This window comes from Rossellomorea vietnamensis (genome assembly GCF_008180615.1).
In the GTDB taxonomy this organism is placed as follows: Bacteria; Bacillota; Bacilli; order Bacillales; family Bacillaceae_B; genus Rossellomorea; species Rossellomorea vietnamensis_D.
The window spans coordinates 1-20,002 of sequence record NZ_VTEH01000031.1 but is presented as its reverse complement, the minus strand read 5'-3'; the positions used below and the strand labels follow the sequence as shown (position 1 = coordinate 20,002).

Here is a 20,002-nt window from a genome sequence, read left to right as displayed (position 1 = left end):
TGTACCAGTTGTCTTGCCAAAGGCATCGCTGGGTAGCTATGTGCGGAAGGGATAAGTGCTGAAAGCATCTAAGCATGAAGCCCCCCTCGAGATGAGATTTCCCATCACTTTATGTGAGTAAGATCCCTGAAAGATGATCAGGTAGATAGGTCTGAGGTGGAAGCGTGGCGACACGTGCAGCTGACAGATACTAATCGATCGAGGACTTAACCACGAATAACAGCGAAACTCGGAATACTTTCTTCTTTCTTCTAATACTTTATCTAGTTTTGAGAGAACGATGTTCTTTCAACAAAATAGGTCTGGTGACTAAGGCGAAGAGGTCACACCCGTTCCCATGCCGAACACGGAAGTTAAGCTCTTCAGCGCCGATGGTAGTTGGGGGATCTCCCCCTGTGAGAGTAGGACGTCGCCAGGCAAGACAAAGAGTACCCGAAGTGGTGCTCTTTTTTGTATTTGAAAAAAGGGGAGATCCGCAAAATAGATTCTCTTAAAACGCAGGAGCGAGGATGGGGAGGAGCAAGAAGGTCGAGGACGCGAGGGAGTGAACACCGCAGTGGGCAACCGCCCATGAGTATGTGAGCGAGCGAAGCGGACGAAGAGATTCGCCGCTCATCGCCGTCCGAGCCTTCAGCGCCGATGGTAGTTGGGGGCTCCCCCTGTGAGAGTAGGACGTCGCCAGGCAAGACAAAGAGTACCCGAAGTGGTGCTCTTTTTTTGTATTGAAAAGAACAAGAGAGAAATGCCTTTCCCTCCGCAAAATCCCTAAGACGCAGGAGCGAGGATGGGGAGGAGCAAGAAGGTCGAGGACGAGAGGGAGAGAGCGCCGCAGTGGGCAACCGCCCATGAGGATGCGAACGAGCGAAGCGGACGAAGAGATTCGCTGCTCATCGCCGTCCGAGCCTTCAGCGCCGATGGTAGTTGGGGCCTCCCCCTGTGAGAGTAGGACGTCGCCAAGCAAACTAAAAGAGTACCCAAGTGGTGCTCTTTTTTGTATTGAAAAGAACAAGAGAGAAATGCCTTTCCCTCCGCAAAATCCCTAAGACGCAGGAGCGAGGATGGGGAGGAGCAAGAAGGTCGAGGACGAAAGGGAGAGAGCACCGCAGTGGGCAACCGCCCATGAGGATGTGAGCGAGCGAAGCGGACGAAGAGATTCGCCGCTCATCGCCGTCCGAGCCTTCAGCGCCGATGGTAGTTGGGGCCTCCCCCTGTGAGAGTAGGACGTCGCCAGGCAAGATAAAGAGTACCTGAAGAGGTGCTCTTTTTTTGTGTCTAAGAAAGGGGGGAATCTCCCAAATAGATTCTCTCTGGGTACATGAGTGACTAGTTTTTGAAGGAGGTATGTCCTCACGTCGTGGAAGAGCTGGGTACATAAGTGACTTATATTCGCTTTAGAAATGTCCTCAAGATGCGTTTCTGGGTACATGAGTGCCCCCTTTTCGACTTAGATATATCCTCACTTTGTGGAATCCAACGCAGGAGGGAGGGGGTAGATCAATAACTAGAGGGAGAGTGAGCCAGCTTACATATCCAGTCAGCAGTGAATATGCCATCCTCTTGTATCTAATTCATGGGTTAAAATACATCACTAACTTTAATCTGTATTATTCATTCTCCTGCCTCTTTTGCATAGAGGAATATCTCACAACATTCAAATTTGCTTCTCCTAGTCCTATCCCTTAGTCTTTAAGTATATAGAATAAAGGAGAGATTCGAGATGACTTCAATTTATGATTTTGATGCGGTAAAGCCTAATGGTGATGAAGTATCTTTGAGTGAGTTTAGGGGAGAGGCAATGGTGATTGTGAATACTGCCAGCAAATGTGGGTTTACTCCTCAGTTTGAAGAACTGCAGTCTCTTTATGAAGAATTTAAGGATAAGGGATTCACGGTTTTAGGTTTTCCTTCAGATCAATTTATGAATCAGGAATTTGGTAATAATGATGATATTATGGAATTCTGCAAAGTAAACTATGGAGTTAGTTTTCCGATGTTTTCAAAAGTGGATGTAAAAGGGAAAGGTGCTCATCCTTTGTTTAAGTATCTGATCAAAGAGAAGAAAGGGTTAATGACCTCCGAAGTGAAATGGAACTTCACAAAGTTTCTGGTTGACCGGGAAGGTAATGTGGTAAATAGATACGCACCTCAAACTTCTCCCAAAAAGATTAAAGAGGATTTAGTGAAGATTCTATAAAATTTCAGCGTGAATTCACTTTAAGTGAATTCACGTTTTTATTAACCAAAATTCCTCTACTTTCACTATTTAGCCGGGCAGTTTATTTATCATGAAATGGATTTTTACTAAGTGACTGGGCAGCACAGATTTAAAGGGTGATAAGCTGAATCTAAGTGTTCACTCCGCATCTTCTTCATAGGTGTGACTCAATACTAAGGCGAAAAACACTGTGCGTCACAGCACAGCGTTTCTGCCTTTATTCATAAATTGGATAGAAGGTAGTCTTTTATTAAAGCTGGAGGCTTCTCCAGTGAGAGATAGAGAAAGTTTTTGATGATCGGGTAGTCATCGGATGAATTCGATTTTAATAGTTCGCTCCACCATTCTGTCTCATATCGGGCAATCATGCTCAGGTTGTACAGGAGCAGGTAGTGGATGATTGGTTCGGGCAGTGTGTAAGCTTGTGTGCGGTCACAGGGCAGTGAGTATTGCCTTGTCTTAGTATTTAGCCTTATGGGTGGAATCTCCCCATATACTGAATCCTGCAAAGAAAGCTGCCCATTTTGAACATCAACCCTGTTTTCTGTTTTTTCTTTTAAAAATTGATGAAGGCGTTCTTCAGACATATGATAATGATGAAGAATTTCATCTGGAAAAGAAAGAATCTGTCCATTTAGAGACAAGGGAAAATGTGTTCGTCTATTAAAGATCAGCTTAAAAGTATCGTTCATTTCTGGTATTTGAGATAGTAATTCATCCATTTGGAATTTCTCAGCTTCTAAATGTTTCACGTGAAACATTTCTTGGGCGAAGTGGGAAAGCAGCCCATTTTTTTGTATTTTTATTTCATCCTTCAAGAAGCTGTACTGCTGTTTCTTTCTCTTTCTGCTTGTTACCCCATGAGCCAGGACTGATGTGTTCTGGGGATAGAACGGATCGATGGTTAGTATGCATGCCTTTATGAGATGAATGTATCCATAGAACAGCAGAATTGGCTGAATAGACAGAGGGGTGGCCAGTGCCTGTTTAAAGTATAGCTCGCCTTGTTCCAGATAATATATAAAAGGATAGCAGTTGTTATAGCTTTGTACGTCTGCTTCGTTCAGAGAGATTTTTTGATAGCATTTTTTTAGATATTTCTGTGCCATTTCCGCAGAATGAAAACAGCTTAGTGATTCCCAAACTGATAAGGGGGATATCATTTTATAACCTCCAAGTTATCCGAATAATCTAACTACTAAATATCATCTTGACAGTATTTTAACCAATTGATAACCTACTAATAATATTTTGAGAAAAGGGGGACGAGAAAAATGTGGGAAACGAAATTTGCTAAAGAGGGTTTAACGTTCGATGATGTTCTGCTTCTTCCTGCAAAGTCAGAGGTTTTACCAAAGGATGTCAGTATTAAGGTAAGTTTGACAAGTACGTTGAATTTGAATGTTCCAGTGATCAGTGCAGGTATGGACACGGTCACCGAAGCAGAAATGGCTATTTCTATGGCAAGGCAGGGCGGCCTGGGGATCATTCATAAAAACATGAGCATTGAGCAGCAGGCTGAGCAGGTGGATAAAGTAAAGCGTTCAGAAAGCGGAGTCATTTCCGATCCATTTTTCTTATCTCCAGAGCATCAGGTTTTTGATGCTGAACATCTGATGGGCAAATATCGTATTTCAGGTGTTCCAATCGTAAATAATAGTGAAGAACAGAAACTGGTTGGAATTTTAACCAACAGAGATTTACGTTTCGTCCAGGATTATTCGATCTTAATATCTGATGTAATGACGAAAGAGAACTTGGTAACAGCTCCAGTAGGCACTACTCTGGATGAAGCAGAGAAGATTCTGCAGCAGTATAAAATCGAGAAGCTGCCATTGATTGATGAGAATGGGGTGTTGAAGGGCCTCATTACCATTAAAGACATCGAGAAGGTCATTGAGTTCCCCAACTCTGCAAAAGACAAGCACGGCCGTTTGCTGGCAGGTGCAGCGGTGGGTGTCTCCGGTGATACAATGAAAAGGGTTGAACAGCTGGTTAAATCCCAAGTTGATGTCATTGTGATTGATACCGCCCATGGACATTCAGCAGGAGTTCTGCAGGTTGTGAAGGAAATCCGTGGTCTATATCCAGATTTGAATATCATCGCAGGGAACGTGGCAACAGCAGAAGCTACGCGTGCATTATTTGAGGCAGGTGCTGATGTCGTCAAGGTGGGAATCGGTCCTGGATCGATTTGTACTACACGAGTGGTAGCTGGAGTGGGAGTACCGCAAATTACAGCCATTTATGATTGTGCTACAGAGGCCAGAAAGCATGGAAAAGCAATTATCGCGGATGGCGGTATTAAATATTCCGGTGATATTGCAAAAGCACTGGCATCTGGTGGACATGCTGTCATGCTCGGCAGCCTTCTTGCCGGAACGACAGAAAGCCCCGGCGAAACGGAAATCTTCCAGGGCAGACGTTTTAAAGTATACCGAGGCATGGGCTCTGTCAGTTCCATGGAAAAGGGATCGAAAGACCGTTACTTCCAGGAAGAAAACAAGAAGTTCGTTCCAGAGGGAATTGAAGGAAGACTTCCTTATAAAGGACCACTTTCAGATACACTTTATCAGCTGATCGGCGGTTTGCGGTCAGGAATGGGGTACTGCGGTGCAAAAGATCTTCAAGCTTTAAGGGAAGAAGCTCAGTTCATTAAAATGACAGGTGCTGGACTTCGTGAGAGCCATCCGCATGATGTGCAGATCACGAAAGAAGCACCAAACTATTCACTATAATAGAATTCAAGGAATAGTCGAATAGTGTTCTTAGAAAAAGCCTGGTTTCAGGCTTTTTCTTTGATTAGGTGAAACTTCCCCAGAGCCTCTTTATAGCGGGCTTTTCTTCTCTGAGGAACATTTGCCTGTCGGGGCTGATCAAGGCGCTTCCGCTTTTTATCAATCCAGCTCCAAGGCCCCAGCGGCTAGCGTACTGCCCATCCCCTCCTTTGCGATAAGTCATCATCGAATCACTTCGTTCTTCGTGATTCCTTTATCTCAATGCGGGGCTGGTACAGTCCGTACGCCGCTGAGCGGGGCCTTTCCGCTTTATAATCAATCCAGCTCCAGCGGCCAGCGCCTAGCAGATTTCGATCTCTCTCCTTGCGATAAGTCAACATCGACTCTCTCCGTTCGTCGTGTTTCCTTTATCTCATGCGAAAGCCCTAAAATTTGTACGGCGCTGAACGGCCGCTTCCGCTTTTTATTCAATCCAGCTCCAGCGCCTAGCCCCTCGGGGTCAAATAACCCTCAGAGAATAAAAGGAAAGTGCCCCTTTTCTTCTCTGAGGAACATTTGCCTGTCGGGGCTGATCAAGGCGCTTCCGCTTTTTATTTCCTAAACTAGGAAAATACTCTATCTATTATAAACAGTGCTAATATGATAAAATAACAAAAGTGTTTACATAAATTGATGGAGGGCTACAAAGTGAAAAAATGGTTTCAAAAATCTGTCGTTTCTTTTTTGGTCTTAGTATTAGCAGCAGGAGTTTTCCAACCGGCAATTTCTGCGAATGCTGAAGATGCACTGAACGTTAATGCGGAAGCAGCAATCATAGTGGAAGCTGAAACAGGCAAAATCATCTATGAAAAGAATTCGGAAACAGCCCTGGGAATCGCAAGTATGACAAAAATGATGACAGAGTACTTGCTGCTTGAAGCAGTTAATGAAGGAAAAGTTGATTGGGAGCAGAAGTATACGATACCTGTTCCACTTTCAGATCTATCTCATAGAACGGATTTAAGTAATGTACCGTTAGAAGCTGAAGCACAGTACACGGTTAAAGAATTATATGAAGCAATGGCGATTTACTCTGCAAATGCTGCTACTATGGCTATTACGAACATCATCGCTGGCTCTGAATCAAACTTTATTAAAATGATGAATGACAAGGCTGAAGAACTTGGCCTTCAATCTTATAAATTTGTTAACTCAACTGGCTTGAACAATGCTGATCTTGGAGAAATGAGGCCTGAAGGTACGGGAGCTGACGAAGAAAATGTTATGTCAGCAAACGATACTGCCAAGCTTGCCTTTCATTTACTGAATGATTACCCAGAGGTATTGGAGACTGCCCAGATTACAGAGAAAACATTTGGAAGTGTCAAGATGCAGAACTGGAACTGGATGCTTCCAGGGCTCGTTTATTCCTATGAAGGAATGGATGGATTAAAAACAGGAACAACCGATTTTGCCGGTTACTCCTTTACAGGAACGGCGGAGCGAAATGGTACGAGATATATAACCGTCGTAATGGACGCACAACCAAACGAAGGAGAAAATGAATATCATGCACGTTTCGCCCAAACAGCGAACATGCTGAATTATGCTTTTAACAACTTTACTAAAGAAGAGATATTCCCTGCTAATTATGAGGTGAAAGGCCAGAAAACTCTTCCGGTGGTGAAAGGAAAAGAAAAAGAAATTGCGATTCATTCAAAAGAGCCGTTAACGATGATCGTTAAAAATGGCGAGAACGATTTCGCACCTCAATTAGTGTTGAACGAGGAAAAATTGAACGAAGATAAACAGCTTACTGCTCCTATCAAAGCTGAAGAGCAGGTAGGCTACCTTACCGTTGAAGGCGGGGATGACCTGGGCTTCATTACAAACAATGCATCTGAAGGCGGACAAGCCGCTGTCGTAACGGCAGATGCAGTAGAAAAAGCGAACTGGTTCACATTGTCCATGAGAGCGGTCGGCGGATTCTTTTCTGATATATGGGGAAGCATTACGTCCACTGTGAAGGGCTGGTTCTGATCTACAGTGAATTAGGTTAGTTTATACCCAAAAACCACCACTTGTCTTGACATGAGGTGGTTTTTGTTGTTTATTTAGCATGGGGGAAAAATATATTCCTGAGAGAGTTAGTTAATTTTTTCCTTACAATAATACTGTTTTTTGGTTGAAAATATATATAGGAAATCTGAAGGGGGACATATAGAAATGAAAACGGGTACAGACGTAGTAAAACGTGGAATGGCTGAAATGCAAAAAGGCGGCGTGATCATGGACGTAGTAAACGCCGAGCAAGCAAAAATCGCAGAAGCATCTGGTGCTGTTGCGGTAATGGCTCTGGAACGTGTACCAGCTGACATTCGTGCAGCAGGCGGGGTAGCAAGAATGGCTGATCCTCGAATCGTAGAAGAGGTTATGGGAGCTGTTTCAATCCCGGTTATGGCGAAAGCGCGTATCGGGCATATCGTTGAAGCACGTATCCTGGAATCCATGGGTGTGGACTACATCGATGAGAGTGAAGTATTGACTCCGGCTGACGAAGAGTACCATTTGAATAAAAGAGATTACACTGTACCATTTGTATGCGGCTGCCGTGATTTAGGGGAAGCAGCACGCCGTATCGGTGAAGGAGCGTCCATGCTTCGTACCAAAGGTGAGCCTGGTACAGGCAACATCGTGGAGGCTGTCCGCCACATGAGACAAGTGAATGCGCAGGTCCGCAAGCTTGTGACAATGAACACGGATGAAATCATGACAGAAGCGAAATTGCTTGGTGCTCCATATGAATTACTGCTGGAAATCAAAGAACACGGCAGACTGCCTGTTGTTAACTTTGCTGCCGGCGGTGTGGCGACGCCTGCAGATGCCGCTCTTATGATGCAGCTTGGTGCAGACGGCGTATTCGTAGGTTCCGGTATCTTCAAATCAGACAACCCTGAGCGCTTCGCTAAAGCGATTGTAGAGGCTACTACACACTACGAAGACTACGAGCTGATTGCAAAACTATCTAAAAATCTTGGTATTGCGATGAAAGGAATTGAGATTTCTTCTCTGACTCCTGAAACACGCATGCAAGAACGCGGCTGGTAAGAATGGTTACGATCGGAGTATTAGGGCTCCAGGGGGCTGTTAGAGAACATGTCCGGGCCATTCAGGAAAATGGAGCTGAAGCTGTAGTGGTTAAGAAGGCAACTCAGCTTGAAGGCATCGACGGACTGATTTTCCCTGGTGGAGAAAGCACAACGATGCGCCGTTTGATTGATCTCTATGATTTCATGGACCCGATGAGAAAGTTCATTGATGAAGGGAAGCCTGTTTTCGGAACATGTGCCGGCCTTATTCTGCTGGCGAAAAATATCGTTGGATATGCTGAACCTCATCTTGGTGTCATGGATGTAACTGTTGAGCGGAATTCATTCGGGCGCCAGCGAGAAAGCTTTGAAGTGGACCTTGATATTGCCCATGTAGGTGAAGGGTATAATGCGGTATTCATCCGTGCCCCTCATATCGTTGAGGCAGGAGAGAATGTCGAAGTGCTGGCGAAGCATGATGGCAGGATCGTACTGGCTCGTGAAGGTCAGTTTCTTGGGTGTTCGTTTCATCCCGAATTAACATCGGATAACCGCCTGACTGGATATTTCATCAAGATGGTGGAAGAAACAAAAGAAAAACAATTGGCATAATCCTATTGCATTGAGGCAATAATTGTAGTAACTTATTATACAAACTTAATCGCTCGAAAACGTTGAGAGGAAATAGTAATGAGGACTGCTTTCTTCAGAGAGTCGGTGGCTGGTGAAAACCGATGTAAGCACCTCATGAATCCATCCTTGAGTAAAGGACTGAACGCAGCTCTGCTGTAACTAGGCCCTTTCGGTGAGAACCGTTATATTACTTAAGAGGAAAGTAGTTTCTTACTATTTTCAATCAGGGTGGCAACGCGGAACCTCCGTCCCTTTTATGGGATGGGGGTTTTTTGTGTTCCTGAAAATTCTCGAGCCGATAACAAGGAGGAAATAAAAGTGCTGGATATTAGATATTTAAGAGCAAACTTTGAAGAAGTGAAGAACCGCCTTCAAGACCGTGGGGAAGATTTAAGTGATTTTGAAAAGTTTGAAGAGCTTGATGTGAAAAGAAGAGAATTGCTTGTAGAAACAGAAAACTTAAAGAGTAAGCGCAATGAGGTATCTCAACGAATCGCCGAAATGAAAAAAGAGAAGCAAAACGCGGATGACCTGATCGTTGAAATGCGGGAAGTAGGCGGCTTAATTAAGAAGCTGGATGAAGAATTAAAAGAAGTGGAAGGTAGTCTTGACCATTTGATGCTTTCTATCCCTAATATTCCTCATGAAAGTGTTCCTGTCGGAGCTGAGGAGGAGGATAACGTAGAAGCACGTAAATGGGGAGAGGTCCCAACTTTCGATTTTGAACCTAAGCCTCACTGGGATCTTGCAACAGATTCTGGCATTCTTGATTTTGAAAGAGCAAGTAAAGTAACAGGAAGCCGCTTTGTTTTTTATAAAGGCTTGGGTGCCAGATTGGAACGTGCTCTTATTAATTTCATGATGGACCTTCATATGGATGAGCATGGATATGAAGAAATGCTTCCGCCATACATGGTCAACCGCGAGAGCATGACAGGTACCGGGCAGCTTCCTAAATTTGAAGAAGATGCTTTCCTGATTGAAAGTGAAGATTATTACCTGGTCCCGACAGCAGAAGTGCCTGTCACTAATTATCACCGCGATGAGATTCTGGCAAATGACCAGCTGCCGATTGCTTATACAGCATTCAGTGCCTGCTTCCGTTCTGAAGCGGGATCTGCCGGAAGAGATACAAGAGGGTTGATCCGCCAGCATCAATTCAATAAAGTGGAACTTGTCCGCTTTGTCCGACCAGAGGATTCTTATGATGAGCTGGAAAAATTGACAGGACATGCTGAAAAAGTCCTTCAGCTGTTGAACCTGCCATACCGGGTAATGTCTATGTGTACAGCGGACCTTGGCTTTACGGCTGCAAAGAAATATGACATCGAAGTTTGGATTCCAAGCTATGAGACCTATCGTGAAATCTCTTCTTGCAGTAACTTTGAAGCATTCCAGGCGCGCCGTGCAAATATCCGTTTCCGCCGCGAGCCTGGCGCGAAGCCGGAACATGTTCATACATTGAATGGATCTGGACTTGCCCTAGGCCGTACGGTAGCAGCCATTCTGGAGAACTACCAGCAGGCAGACGGCAGCATTGTCATCCCTGAGGTGCTAAGGCCATATATGCGTGGAGCAGAAGTCATCAAACCTAAATAAAAGAAATCGATCTCGAGCGGAATTCCAATTTTCGCTCGAGATTATATCTCTATAATTTTTTTGTAAAAAAACCTCGAAAAATTGTTGACTCAGTATTTATCCTGTGATAATATAATATTTGTCGACACGGAGGAATACCCAAGTCTGGCTGAAGGGATCGGTCTTGAAAACCGACAGGGGTGTAACAGCCCGCGGGGGTTCGAATCCCTCTTCCTCCTCCATAGTTTTAAATTAACCATAGCGCATAAATATTGGAGATAAAAAAACCGCTGCCTTGTGCAGCGGTTTTTTGCTTGTTTGGCTGAAACTCTTAGTGTGAACTATGATATAAATAATTTAATGCCCCCATGGCAGGCGCTCTTTGCAAGAGAACCAAAAAAGGATGGACAGCCCGGCGGCTTGTCCATCCTTTTTGTTATGACTTCAACAATCGTGTCTGTTCGATGAAGTATCCAATTCTTTCAACAATCGGTTCAATTGAATTTTCATTGTTGACGAGATCATAGTCATTGATATTCAATCGGAGCACAGGGCATGCATTGAAGGAGTCAATCCAGTTTTCATAACGGATGTGCATTTCCTGCCAGTAATCCACTGGCGTCTGCTGCTCCATTGGGCGCCCTCTTTCCCGAATGCGGTCCACCACATCATCGATGGAGCCTTCCAAATAGATGAGAAGGTCGGGATGTGGGAAGTAAGGTGTCATGACCATTGCATCAAAAAGGCTTGTGTACGTATCGTAATCGATAGCGGACATATTTCCTTTTTCGTAGTGCATTTTGGCGAAGATGCCTGTGTCCTCATAGATGGAACGGTCTTGAATGAAACCTCCGCCGTATTCGAAAATTTTCTTTTGCTCTTTGAAGCGTTCAGCGAGGAAATAAACTTGAAGGTGAAAGCTCCAGCTCTTGAAATCCTCATAAAATTTGTCCAGGTAAGGGTTGGTATCGACTTTTTCAAAAGAAGTGCGGAAACCAAGTGCCTTCGCAAGTCCGTTAGTCATCGTCGATTTGCCAACACCGACAGTTCCGGCAATCGTGATGACCGAATTGTTCGGGATCCCGTATTTATTTCGAAGATTCATTATAAAGTGGCTCCTTTTTTCAATGTTTGATCTAAAGAATCTATAATAAGTGCTAAATCATCTTTGTTCTTCACAAAGTCCATTTGGTCTCCATTAAAGCGAAGCACAGGGATGTTCGGATACTTGCTTTCGAACTGCGAGATATGGCGTTCGTAATCCAAGGAAAGCTGCTCCAGATACAAAGGGCTTATCTTCTTTTCAAACTCTCTGCCCCTTAAGGCAATTCGGTGCAGAAGGGTATCAAGGCTTGCGTTTAAATAGACCACCACATTCGGTACCGGCATGTCTTCTGTTAGTATTTGATAAATGTTCATGTATTTATCAAACTGCTTGTTCTTTAAGGTTCTCTCTGCAAATATGAGGTTCTTTAAAATATGATAATCAGCCACGACTGGCTTATTGTGCGAAATAAAGTGAGATTCTATATCCTCCAGCTGCTTGTAGCGGTTGCATAAGAAAAACATTTCGGTTTGAAAGCTCCATTCATCGATGTTGTCATAAAACTTATCTAAAAATGGATTTTCATCTACGATTTCTTTTAAAAGATGATAATTGAAATGAGCTGAAATCGCTTTGGCCAAAGAAGTTTTTCCTACCCCAATCGGTCCTTCGACCGTAATGAATGGAATGCTTCCCATACAATGTCCTCCTTTACCGACATTATGGTGTAATAATCGACATGTACTCGTCAAATGACGACAAGTGTTATTTTAACACAATATATAGTCGCGAGGGTGACTTTTTAAAAGTAAGTTCTGCTAAACAAGGCTCATTATTTCCACATAGTCATAATAGATTTAGAGAAGGGCAGGCACCTAGTAAAAGGAAAAAACCGCCTTCTCTTGTTAAGGGAAGGCGGTTCTATCAGTATTATCTTTTTACCACATCAAAATTGTCGGTGATCAACAGCCAGTTCTGCGGGAAGGGAAGGCCGAGCTTCCAATAACTCATTCCCCTTAACTTCAGTTCTTTCATCATATCAAATTTTGCCTGGATGGACCGAGCATCCTCAAACCAAACTTCATGCTGGTTTCCTTCTCCGTCCTGATAGGTGAAAAAAGGTGCTTGAGCTTCAGCATCATATTGAATAGGAACATTATTTTGTGCGGCGATTTCAATGGCTCTTTGCGGGCTGACAGCCTTGGCGACATCTCCCTCTTTAAACGGAAGTGTCCAGTCATATCCATAAAGATTCTGCCCCATCATGATCTTGGAAGAAGGCATTTCGCTTATCGCATACTCCAGGACTTCCCTGACAGGCCCTATCGGCGACACCGCCATAGCGGGACCTCCGCTGTACCCCCATTCATAAGTCATAATGACTACAAAATCAACAATCTCTCCATGGGCTTTATAATCATGAGCTTCATACCATTTTCCTTTTTGGTCTGCGCTCGTTTTAGGAGCGAGAGCGGTGGAAAGAAGCCACCCCTCCTGATTGAAGCGGGCCTTGGCTTTCCGGAGGAACTGGTTGTATGCTTCCCGGTCCTGGGGGCGGAGATATTCAAAATCAAAGTGAATATCCCTGAATCCGTATTTCTTGGCGGTGGCCACCACATTGTCCAGGAACTTGTTCTGGATGTTTTGGTTATTCAAGAGGATTCTTCCGACTTCATCACTAAATTGTCCTTCCTCTTGGTTCGTAATGGCCATCATGAGGACATTTCCATTTGCTCTCCCAATCTCCAATAGATTCCCAAGTGGCGGCTCTTTCAATGTACCGTCGCGTTTTGCTTCAAAGTCGAAAGGAGCAAGATAGGTAAGATAAGGAGCGGCTTCTCTTGCGGCTTCCTCCAAATTCGGCTGCACGGTTGTGCCATAAGGTTCTACATAGGCATTGAATTCAGCATCCGTTTTCGGGCGCTCGGGGATATAAAGACGGAAACCTACCTGCAGCGGCTGATTAACGGAAATACCGTTGATCTGTGCAAGTTCCTGATAGGAAATCCCGAACCTGCGGCTGATAGACCATAAGCTGTCTCCCGGCTGTACAAAATAAAATAAACCTACAATGGGGATGACCAGGGTCTGGCCGGCGACGAGATTGTCAGGATTAGGAAGATCATTCGCTTCCACGATATCTTCAACAGATGAATTATATGTTTGAGCAATTCCAAACAACGACTGATTAGGTTGGACCACATGGATTTGCATTACTTGCCCTCCCTTTAACATTTTCACTGTAAGAAATGTATGTGGGAAAAGAGGGAAGTATGATGATTGAGAAAGATTTTTTAACGGATATTTTTATTAAAGGTTTTTTCGCGAGGATGGATTCCCGCTCCAGGAGCAGAATTTCGCGGGGCGGGCAGTGGAATTTGACTTCCTGCTTATATCACAGGAGATCATGCGCCTGCTGTGAATAACGCCTTTAGTAACTTTGAAATGTCCCGGCCGGTGCAAGGATGCTGATTCCCAAATGTGGAATTAGTGAGGATTACATTAATTGATTAGGGGTCCAGGTTAGGTACCCTAGAAATAGAGGGAAATTTTCCCCTTAATTAATAAAAGGGGACCGAAAATTATCTAAATAGAGGGAGAAATTCCCCTTATTTAACTCAAAAGGCTCGAAAAAGGGTGCCTCTGGCTTCCATAAGGGGAAAAACTCCCCTTATTCATCAACAAAACAGTGTGAATTGTGTAATTAACGGTAAAATTTCCCCTTATTTTTTACGGTTAGTTACTCATAGGGACATGGCCTTTATTACTCTTTTTTCTGGCTCTTTTCGTAAACTTTGTTGCTATTTGATACTAATTCCGAAAAAAATAACCATATTAAGAGGGGTAAAAACTGGTAACAGCAAAAGAAATGAGCTACTCTCCCTCGATAAGAGAAAAAACTCTTAGTATCCGGGGAAAATCCGGCTATTTGGATTTTCCGAAATCAGCAATATATGCAGAAACAGCCTTTTTCTAGAGGGTAATTCGTAAGCTCTATTGATTGAATTTTAAATCAAACAATAAAGGACCGAAACTCTACTGGTAAGCCTGCCCTTAGGATTTTCTAGTATCAAGCAAAAACAGCTCTGGAAAAAAGTGTGTCAATAGTAACGCTATAAGATACTTCCTGAGTCAACGATTTCCGCCTTCAACACATTCTTCATCATCTCTATGGCATATCGGTTATCATCCTCACTTACAGAAGCAATGCAGTCTTGCGGAATGATCAGGCTGAATTCCCTCATATAAGCATCATTGGCCGTGAATAATACACAGATATTTCCGGCGATGCCAGTAAGGATGAGTGTATCGACCTGTAAGGAGTGAAGAAGGGTATTCAAGGCGGTACCATAGAAAGCGGAGTGTTTCGGTTTGATCAAAAAATAGTCATCTTTTCCGGGCTTCAATGTTTCGATGATGGGCCGGCTGGTGTCATTCAGGCATTTATTATAGATTTTTTTCAAATCGGCCTGCCAGAGGGTATAATGGTCATTAATATAGATGACAGGCATATTGTGCTGCCGGCAGGCACTGCGCAGGGAATTAAGAGGCTTAACCATCTTCCTGGTATGGTCAGCAAGTGTCTGGCCGTGTTCAAATTGAAATGGATTCAGGATATCTATAATTAATAGAGCGGTATGGTCATTCATCGTTATCCTCCTTTTGCAATAGTGTGGGGAGGGGAGAATGATTTTATCCATACAGCCAGTGACAATTAAGGGTAAGGAGTTATACAGGTGGATACCAAACAGGAGTACTTTATGAAACTTGCCATAGATGAGGCTAAGAAAGCCGAAGGAAAAGAAGAAGTCCCGATCGGGGCAGTGGTCGTGCTGGATGGTGAAGTGATTGGGGCGGCCCATAATCTTAGGGAAACAACACAAAATGCCGTAACTCATGCGGAACTGCTGGCGATTGAACAAGCCTGTGAAAAAATGGGTACCTGGAGGCTGGAAGGGGCGGAGCTCTATGTCACATTGGAGCCCTGCCCGATGTGTTCCGGTGCAATCCTTTTATCAAGAATCAACACTGTGGTGTATGGCGCACCCGATCCAAAAGCTGGGTGTGCAGGAACCCTGATGAATCTTCTGGAGGATGAACGCTTTAACCACCAATGTGAGGTGGTGCCGGGGGTGCTGCAGGAGGAATGCGGACAGCTTCTGACAAGCTTCTTCCGCAGGCTCCGTGCTAGAAAAAAAGAGGAAAAGATAAAAAGGAAAGCAGAGCTGGAACAGGATACAGGAATTGACAATCTCTAACCCATTGCTTTTTTCCGTAAGAGCTAGTATACTAATATTTGCGTCGGACATGGCGCAACTAAATATGGTATCAATTTTGCCGTGCTAGGCGGGGAGGTAGCGGTGCCCTGTACTCGCAATCCGCTCCAGCGAGGCTGAATCCCTTCCTGAGGCTTGCACTCTGTAAGGCCTGCCTCAAGTAAGTGGTGTTGACGCCCGGGTCCTGCGCAATGGGAACCCATGAACCATGTCAGGTCCGGAAGGAAGCAGCATTAAGTGGACTATCTCATGTGCCGCGGGGTTGCCTGGGCCGAGCTAACTGCTTGAGTAACGCTTATGGATGCATGTCGACGGAAGGTGCACGGCAGTTTAATACTTATAATGAAACTCATCCTTTGCGGGGTGAGTTTTTTGTATACAGAAAGAACTTCAACAAAAACCCCGATAATCGTAAAACAGTCTTTGTAAAACCAATTTTACTTAAGTTATAATAGATAGATGAGAATAAACTTTACAAACATGCCCGTCGAAGCCTTCATAGGAAACGGCCGTTTTATGAAAATACATATAAAAGGAGGAGAACGTTTTGAGTTATCAAGCTTTATATAGAGTCTGGCGTCCGCAGCAATTTCTTGATGTAGTCGGCCAGCAGCATGTAACGAAAACACTGCAGAATGCTCTCCTCCAGCAAAAGATCTCACATGCCTATCTTTTCTCGGGACCCAGGGGGACTGGGAAAACGAGTGCTGCCAAGATCCTGGCCAAGGCAGTCAACTGTGAAAGAGCTCCGATTGCAGAGCCTTGCAATGAATGTGACTCCTGTATCGGGATTACAGACGGATCCATTCCTGATGTCATCGAGATTGATGCAGCCTCCAATAATGGGGTTGAAGAAATTCGAGATATCCGTGACAAAGTTAAATATGCACCTAACGTGGTTTCCTATAAGGTCTATATTATAGATGAGGTCCATATGCTGTCTATCGGAGCGTTCAATGCCCTGTTAAAAACACTGGAAGAACCTCCGAAGCACGTGATCTTCATCCTGGCCACCACCGAGCCGCATAAAATTCCGCTTACCATCATTTCAAGGTGTCAGCGTTTCGATTTCAAAAGGATTACGGCAAGGGATATTGTTGGCCGAATGACTCATATTGCTGATGAATCGGGTGTACAATATGAAGAAAAAGCACTGCATGTAGTCGCAAGGGCGGCAGAAGGCGGAATGCGTGATGCCCTCAGCCTCCTGGACCAGGCGATATCCTTCAGCCAGGACAGAGTGACGGTGGATGATGCCCTGACAGTAACCGGGGCGGTATCGCAGGTCTACCTGAATAGGCTGGCCAAGGCGATTTTTGAAAATGAAGTAGCCGACGCCCTTCAAGCTTTGGAAGAGCTGCTTTTTCAAGGAAAAGACCCGGCGAGGCTGACCGAAGACCTTGTCTTGTACTTCAGGGATATGCTGCTTCACCAGACGGCTCCAAACTTGGAGGAGTCACTAGAAAGGGTCATGCTGGATGAAGATTTCAAGGCATTGGCCGAAAGGGTCTCACCTCAGCATATTTACCGATTTATTGATATACTTAATGATGCACAGCAAGAAATGAAATTCACCAATCATGCCCGGATCTATATAGAGGTTTCCATAGTGAAACTTTGTCAGATTGAAGTGGAGAACAAGGTGTCTTCGCCGGAAATCGGGCAGCTGATTCAAAAGGTACAGAGCTTGGAGAATGAATTGCAGCAGCTTAAGGCGAAGGGAGTCTCCGTACAACAGGAAGCAGCACCTGCGCCTAAGAAGCGGGCACCTTCTTCCCGAAAAGGTTTCAAGGTTGCGACGGGAATGGTACAGGAAGTATTGAAGACAGCGACGAAGGAAGATCTGAATCTTATTAAGAGTCGCTGGGGTGAAATGCTCGAAATTCTTAATCAGCGGCAGATGCGCTCACAAGCAGCACTGCTCAATGATGCCGAACCTGTTGCTGCCTCCTCTCATTCTTTCATCCTGAAATTCAAGTATGACATCCACTGCCAGATGGCGATGGAGAATGCTGGCTTCACGGAGGCATTGGGTTCTATCCTGGGACAGTTGGCCGGCACGGAATACCAGCCGATCGGCATCCCGGAAGACCAGTGGCAGAGTGTGAGAGAGGACTTCATCAAGCACCAGAGAACCGATGATCCGGATTCTGCTGCAGGTGAAGAGGCAGAAGATCCGTTGATTGCTGAAGCAAGAAAGCTTGTAGGAGAAGATTTAATAGAAATAAGAGAATAAAATTAATGGAGGTTTTTTACTATGCGTGGAATGGGAAATATGCAAGGTATGATGAAACAGATGCAAAAGATGCAAAAGCAGATGGCTCAAGCTCAGGAGGAACTGGGTGAAAAGCGCTTAGAAGGAACAGCAGGCGGCGGAATGGTAACAGTTATCGTTTCCGGCCATAAAGAAGTATTAGAAGTGAATATCAAGGAAGAAGTAGTAGATCCAGAAGATATCGAAATGCTGCAGGATCTTGTGCTTGCTGCAACAAATGATGCTTTGAAACAAGCAGACGAACTGACGAACTCAACTATGGGACAATTCACCAAAGGAATGAACTTACCGGGAATGTTCTAGGAGGTTTACTATGCATTATCCTGAACCGATATCGAAGCTTATCGACAGCTTCATGAAACTGCCGGGAATAGGGCCGAAAACCGCGGCCCGACTGGCGTTTTTTGTTTTAGGCATGAAAGAGGATACCGTCCTTGAATTTGCCAAGGCGCTAGTGAACGCCAAAAGAAAACTGACCTATTGTTCGGTCTGCGGCCATATCACTGATCAAGACCCTTGTTATATCTGTGAGGACGCAAGAAGGGACAGAAGCATTGTATGTGTCGTTCAAGACCCGAAAGATGTCATTGCTATGGAAAAAATGAAGGAATATAACGGACTCTACCATGTCCTTCACGGAGCAATCTCTCCTATGGATGGAATCGGCCCGGAAGATATCAATGTTCCAGATCTTTTAAAAAGGCTTCAAGATGAACAGGTGGAAGAAGTTATACTTGCTACGAACCCGAACATTGAAGGTGAAGCCACGGCTATGTATATTTCCCGGCTTCTTAAGCCATCCGGCATACGCATTACAAGGATTGCTCACGGGCTTCCAGTAGGCGGAGACCTGGAGTACGCGGATGAAGTCACTCTTTCCAAAGCGTTGGAAGGAAGAAGAGATGTGTAGAACAGGAGTGGAATGTGAGTATGTTCTTTCGAAAACAAGGTAAATTGCGAAAAGAGTATGAGAATAAACTGCTCCATTCATTGGAAGAAACAAAAAAAGATTGGATCTCTCAGCAGGCGTTAGAAGATTTGAGTATAGAGAACTCTTATGAGATCAATTACCAATCCAAGATTGCCGAGGCCAAATACTTTTTCTTCTTCAGGGAAGCGAAAAATAGAAAAGTCGTCATAAAAAGGTAGACAACCCTCATATCCTCTCTATAAGGAAGTGATTTATCCTTTAAAGGGAGGGAAGTATGATGAGTCCGGTTGTGGTTATCGCTGTTATCAGCAGTTTGATTGTATTTCTGCTTGCAGCAGGGACTCCGTTCAAACCTGCAAAATTTGCTGGACAGCTATGCATGAAGGTATTGATCGGGGCACTGTTCTTGTTTTTCTTAAATGCTTTTGGAAGCCAATTCGGCATACATGTTCCAATTAACCTTGTGACTTCTTCGATATCCGGGATTCTCGGAATACCTGGAGTAGTAGGGTTAGCCATCATTCAAATGTATATTATCGTATAAACTCCGCTGAAATCTTAAGCGGGGTTTTTGTTTTCAGTGATGTAACTCTTTATACGCCCAACTATAAAAGCACCCTGCTAGTTAATTAGAATCCAGGTAAGAAGAGAGTAAAAAGATTTCAGTGCAGAGGCGCTCGGGGCGACGGGACAGAACCTTCGCTGTATAGATAAAAATGGACTTAAAGGAATAGATTTTAAGGAAGTTCTTTTCTTTTGAAAAAACTTTTAAATATGTGTTGACGTATTTAAGTTATCCATGATATTATATTCCTTGTCGCTGAAACAACAGCGCAATGATTTCGAAAAAAATATTGACACCACATTACGGCTTGTGTTACACTAATTTGGTGCTCAAGATAGACACATTGAACATTGAAAACTAAACAACTCAAAACGTCAACGTAAATCTAGTAAGAACATGTTTCTTACAAAGTTGCTAACACTTTAATTAGCAAATGAGCAAGTCAAACTTCTTTCGGAGAGTTTGATCCTGGCTCAGGACGAACGCTGGCGGCGTGCCTAATACATGCAAGTCGAGCGGATTGATGGGAGCTTGCTCCCTGAAATCAGCGGCGGACGGGTGAGTAACACGTGGGTAACCTGCCTGTAAGACTGGGATAACTCCGGGAAACCGGGGCTAATACCGGATAGTTCTTTTCCTCGCATGAGGAAAAGTGGAAAGGCGGCTTCGGCTGCCAC

General features: G+C 44.3%; 17 protein-coding genes, 1 tRNA gene, 3 rRNA genes, 1 other RNA gene and 1 other annotated feature. Of the genes, 17 read left to right on the top strand and 5 right to left on the bottom strand.

Features of this window, described 5'->3' with window-relative positions:
- The 3 genes from FZC79_RS22545 to FZC79_RS22535 form a co-directional block, all read left to right on the top strand.
- Window positions 1–214 (top strand): 23S ribosomal RNA (locus tag FZC79_RS22545); the annotation flags it as partial.
- A gap of 87 nt (window positions 215–301) precedes the next feature.
- Window positions 302–418 (top strand): 5S ribosomal RNA (gene rrf / locus FZC79_RS22540).
- Between the two features lie 1,299 nt (window positions 419–1,717).
- Complete coding sequence (locus FZC79_RS22535; RefSeq protein ID WP_148948864.1) at window positions 1,718–2,194, top strand: glutathione peroxidase; 477 nt, start codon at window positions 1,718–1,720, stop codon at window positions 2,192–2,194.
- 242 nt (window positions 2,195–2,436) lie between these two features.
- Here FZC79_RS22535 and FZC79_RS22530 read toward each other — a convergent pair whose 3' ends face one another.
- Entirely contained in the window at window positions 2,437–3,378 is a 942-nt protein-coding gene (locus FZC79_RS22530) for a YaaC family protein (RefSeq protein ID WP_148948863.1), read from the bottom strand.
- A 111-nt stretch (window positions 3,379–3,489) separates the two neighbouring features.
- On the opposite strand from FZC79_RS22530, the gene guaB reads away from it, so the two are divergent.
- The 6 genes from guaB to FZC79_RS22495 all read left to right on the top strand — a co-directional run bounded on the left by guaB (window position 3,490) and on the right by FZC79_RS22495 (window position 10,474).
- A complete protein-coding gene (gene guaB, locus FZC79_RS22525) occupies window positions 3,490–4,953 on the top strand; it encodes an IMP dehydrogenase (RefSeq protein WP_148948862.1) in 1,464 nt (487 codons plus the stop codon).
- 672 nt (window positions 4,954–5,625) lie between these two features.
- A complete protein-coding gene (locus tag FZC79_RS22515) occupies window positions 5,626–6,972 on the top strand; it encodes a D-alanyl-D-alanine carboxypeptidase family protein (protein ID WP_148948861.1) in 1,347 nt (448 codons plus the stop codon).
- A 186-nt stretch (window positions 6,973–7,158) separates the two neighbouring features.
- On the top strand, window positions 7,159–8,040 hold the full coding sequence (pdxS, locus tag FZC79_RS22510) for a pyridoxal 5'-phosphate synthase lyase subunit PdxS (RefSeq protein WP_148948860.1): 882 nt from the start codon (window positions 7,159–7,161) through the stop codon (window positions 8,038–8,040).
- A gap of 2 nt (window positions 8,041–8,042) precedes the next feature.
- Window positions 8,043–8,633 carry a pyridoxal 5'-phosphate synthase glutaminase subunit PdxT gene (pdxT, locus tag FZC79_RS22505; protein ID WP_148948859.1) on the top strand — a complete coding sequence of 197 codons (591 nt, stop codon included), beginning with the start codon at window positions 8,043–8,045 and terminating at the stop codon, window positions 8,631–8,633.
- Window positions 8,634–8,686: 53 nt separating this feature from the next.
- Window positions 8,687–8,910 (top strand) — a binding site (T-box leader).
- Window positions 8,911–8,972: 62 nt separating this feature from the next.
- The gene (gene serS, locus FZC79_RS22500) at window positions 8,973–10,253 is read left to right on the top strand and encodes a serine--tRNA ligase (RefSeq protein WP_148942369.1); all 1,281 of its coding nucleotides are present in this window, start codon (window positions 8,973–8,975) and stop codon (window positions 10,251–10,253) included.
- Between the two features lie 128 nt (window positions 10,254–10,381).
- Window positions 10,382–10,474: transfer RNA gene (locus tag FZC79_RS22495), tRNA-Ser, on the top strand.
- Window positions 10,475–10,668: 194 nt separating this feature from the next.
- On the opposite strand, the gene FZC79_RS22490 is transcribed toward FZC79_RS22495, so the two are convergent.
- The 4 genes from FZC79_RS22490 to FZC79_RS22475 form a co-directional block, all read right to left on the bottom strand.
- Window positions 10,669–11,337, bottom strand: a complete 669-nt coding sequence (locus FZC79_RS22490) for a deoxynucleoside kinase (RefSeq protein ID WP_148942370.1) — start codon at window positions 11,335–11,337, stop codon at window positions 10,669–10,671.
- On the bottom strand, window positions 11,337–11,975 hold the full coding sequence (locus tag FZC79_RS22485; RefSeq protein ID WP_148948858.1) for a deoxynucleoside kinase: 639 nt from the start codon (window positions 11,973–11,975) through the stop codon (window positions 11,337–11,339). The genes FZC79_RS22490 and FZC79_RS22485 overlap by 1 nt, the downstream gene beginning before the upstream one ends.
- Window positions 11,976–12,207: 232 nt before the next feature.
- Complete coding sequence (locus tag FZC79_RS22480; RefSeq protein ID WP_148948857.1) at window positions 12,208–13,491, bottom strand: glycosyl hydrolase family 18 protein; 1,284 nt, start codon at window positions 13,489–13,491, stop codon at window positions 12,208–12,210.
- Window positions 13,492–14,390: 899 nt separating this feature from the next.
- The gene (locus FZC79_RS22475; protein WP_148948856.1) at window positions 14,391–14,927 is read right to left on the bottom strand and encodes an isochorismatase family cysteine hydrolase; all 537 of its coding nucleotides are present in this window, start codon (window positions 14,925–14,927) and stop codon (window positions 14,391–14,393) included.
- 87 nt (window positions 14,928–15,014) lie between these two features.
- Between FZC79_RS22475 and tadA the strand changes: the two genes are divergently transcribed.
- From tadA to FZC79_RS22435, 8 genes are all read left to right on the top strand, one after another.
- Window positions 15,015–15,536: a tRNA adenosine(34) deaminase TadA gene (gene tadA / locus FZC79_RS22470; RefSeq protein ID WP_215727450.1), complete on the top strand. Its 522-nt coding sequence runs from the start codon at window positions 15,015–15,017 to the stop codon at window positions 15,534–15,536.
- A gap of 79 nt (window positions 15,537–15,615) precedes the next feature.
- Window positions 15,616–15,880: signal recognition particle sRNA large type (gene ffs, locus FZC79_RS22465), an RNA gene on the top strand.
- A 221-nt stretch (window positions 15,881–16,101) separates the two neighbouring features.
- Entirely contained in the window at window positions 16,102–17,790 is a 1,689-nt protein-coding gene (dnaX, locus tag FZC79_RS22460) for a DNA polymerase III subunit gamma/tau (protein ID WP_148948855.1), read from the top strand.
- A gap of 21 nt (window positions 17,791–17,811) precedes the next feature.
- A complete protein-coding gene (locus FZC79_RS22455; protein ID WP_148948854.1) occupies window positions 17,812–18,132 on the top strand; it encodes a YbaB/EbfC family nucleoid-associated protein in 321 nt (106 codons plus the stop codon).
- 10 nt (window positions 18,133–18,142) lie between these two features.
- Complete coding sequence (recR, locus tag FZC79_RS22450) at window positions 18,143–18,739, top strand: recombination mediator RecR (protein ID WP_148948853.1); 597 nt, start codon at window positions 18,143–18,145, stop codon at window positions 18,737–18,739.
- A gap of 20 nt (window positions 18,740–18,759) precedes the next feature.
- Window positions 18,760–18,978, top strand: a complete 219-nt coding sequence (locus tag FZC79_RS22445; protein WP_148948852.1) for a YaaL family protein — start codon at window positions 18,760–18,762, stop codon at window positions 18,976–18,978.
- A 59-nt stretch (window positions 18,979–19,037) separates the two neighbouring features.
- Window positions 19,038–19,304 (top strand): pro-sigmaK processing inhibitor BofA family protein, encoded by a 267-nt coding sequence (locus FZC79_RS22440; protein WP_148948851.1) that lies wholly within the window; start codon window positions 19,038–19,040, stop codon window positions 19,302–19,304.
- Between the two features lie 471 nt (window positions 19,305–19,775).
- Window positions 19,776–20,002: ribosomal RNA gene (locus FZC79_RS22435) — 16S ribosomal RNA — on the top strand; the annotation flags it as partial.

Bases quoted from the DNA above. Each gene is read 5' to 3' on its own strand.
- FZC79_RS22535 (WP_148948864.1), top strand. From the start codon at position 1,718: ATGACTTCAATTTATGATTTTGATGCGGTAAAGCCTAATGGTGATGAA.
- FZC79_RS22530 (WP_148948863.1), bottom strand. From the start codon at position 3,378: ATGATATCCCCCTTATCAGTTTGGGAATCACTAAGCTGTTTTCATTCT.
- guaB (WP_148948862.1), top strand. From the start codon at position 3,490: ATGTGGGAAACGAAATTTGCTAAAGAGGGTTTAACGTTCGATGATGTT.
- FZC79_RS22515 (WP_148948861.1), top strand. From the start codon at position 5,626: ATGGAGGGCTACAAAGTGAAAAAATGGTTTCAAAAATCTGTCGTTTCT.
- pdxS (WP_148948860.1), top strand. From the start codon at position 7,159: ATGAAAACGGGTACAGACGTAGTAAAACGTGGAATGGCTGAAATGCAA.
- pdxT (WP_148948859.1), top strand. From the start codon at position 8,043: ATGGTTACGATCGGAGTATTAGGGCTCCAGGGGGCTGTTAGAGAACAT.
- FZC79_RS22490 (WP_148942370.1), bottom strand. From the start codon at position 11,337: ATGAATCTTCGAAATAAATACGGGATCCCGAACAATTCGGTCATCACG.
- FZC79_RS22485 (WP_148948858.1), bottom strand. From the start codon at position 11,975: ATGGGAAGCATTCCATTCATTACGGTCGAAGGACCGATTGGGGTAGGA.
- FZC79_RS22480 (WP_148948857.1), bottom strand. From the start codon at position 13,491: ATGCAAATCCATGTGGTCCAACCTAATCAGTCGTTGTTTGGAATTGCT.
- FZC79_RS22475 (WP_148948856.1), bottom strand. From the start codon at position 14,927: ATGAATGACCATACCGCTCTATTAATTATAGATATCCTGAATCCATTT.
- FZC79_RS22455 (WP_148948854.1), top strand. From the start codon at position 17,812: ATGCGTGGAATGGGAAATATGCAAGGTATGATGAAACAGATGCAAAAG.
- recR (WP_148948853.1), top strand. From the start codon at position 18,143: ATGCATTATCCTGAACCGATATCGAAGCTTATCGACAGCTTCATGAAA.
- FZC79_RS22445 (WP_148948852.1), top strand. From the start codon at position 18,760: ATGTTCTTTCGAAAACAAGGTAAATTGCGAAAAGAGTATGAGAATAAA.
- FZC79_RS22440 (WP_148948851.1), top strand. From the start codon at position 19,038: ATGAGTCCGGTTGTGGTTATCGCTGTTATCAGCAGTTTGATTGTATTT.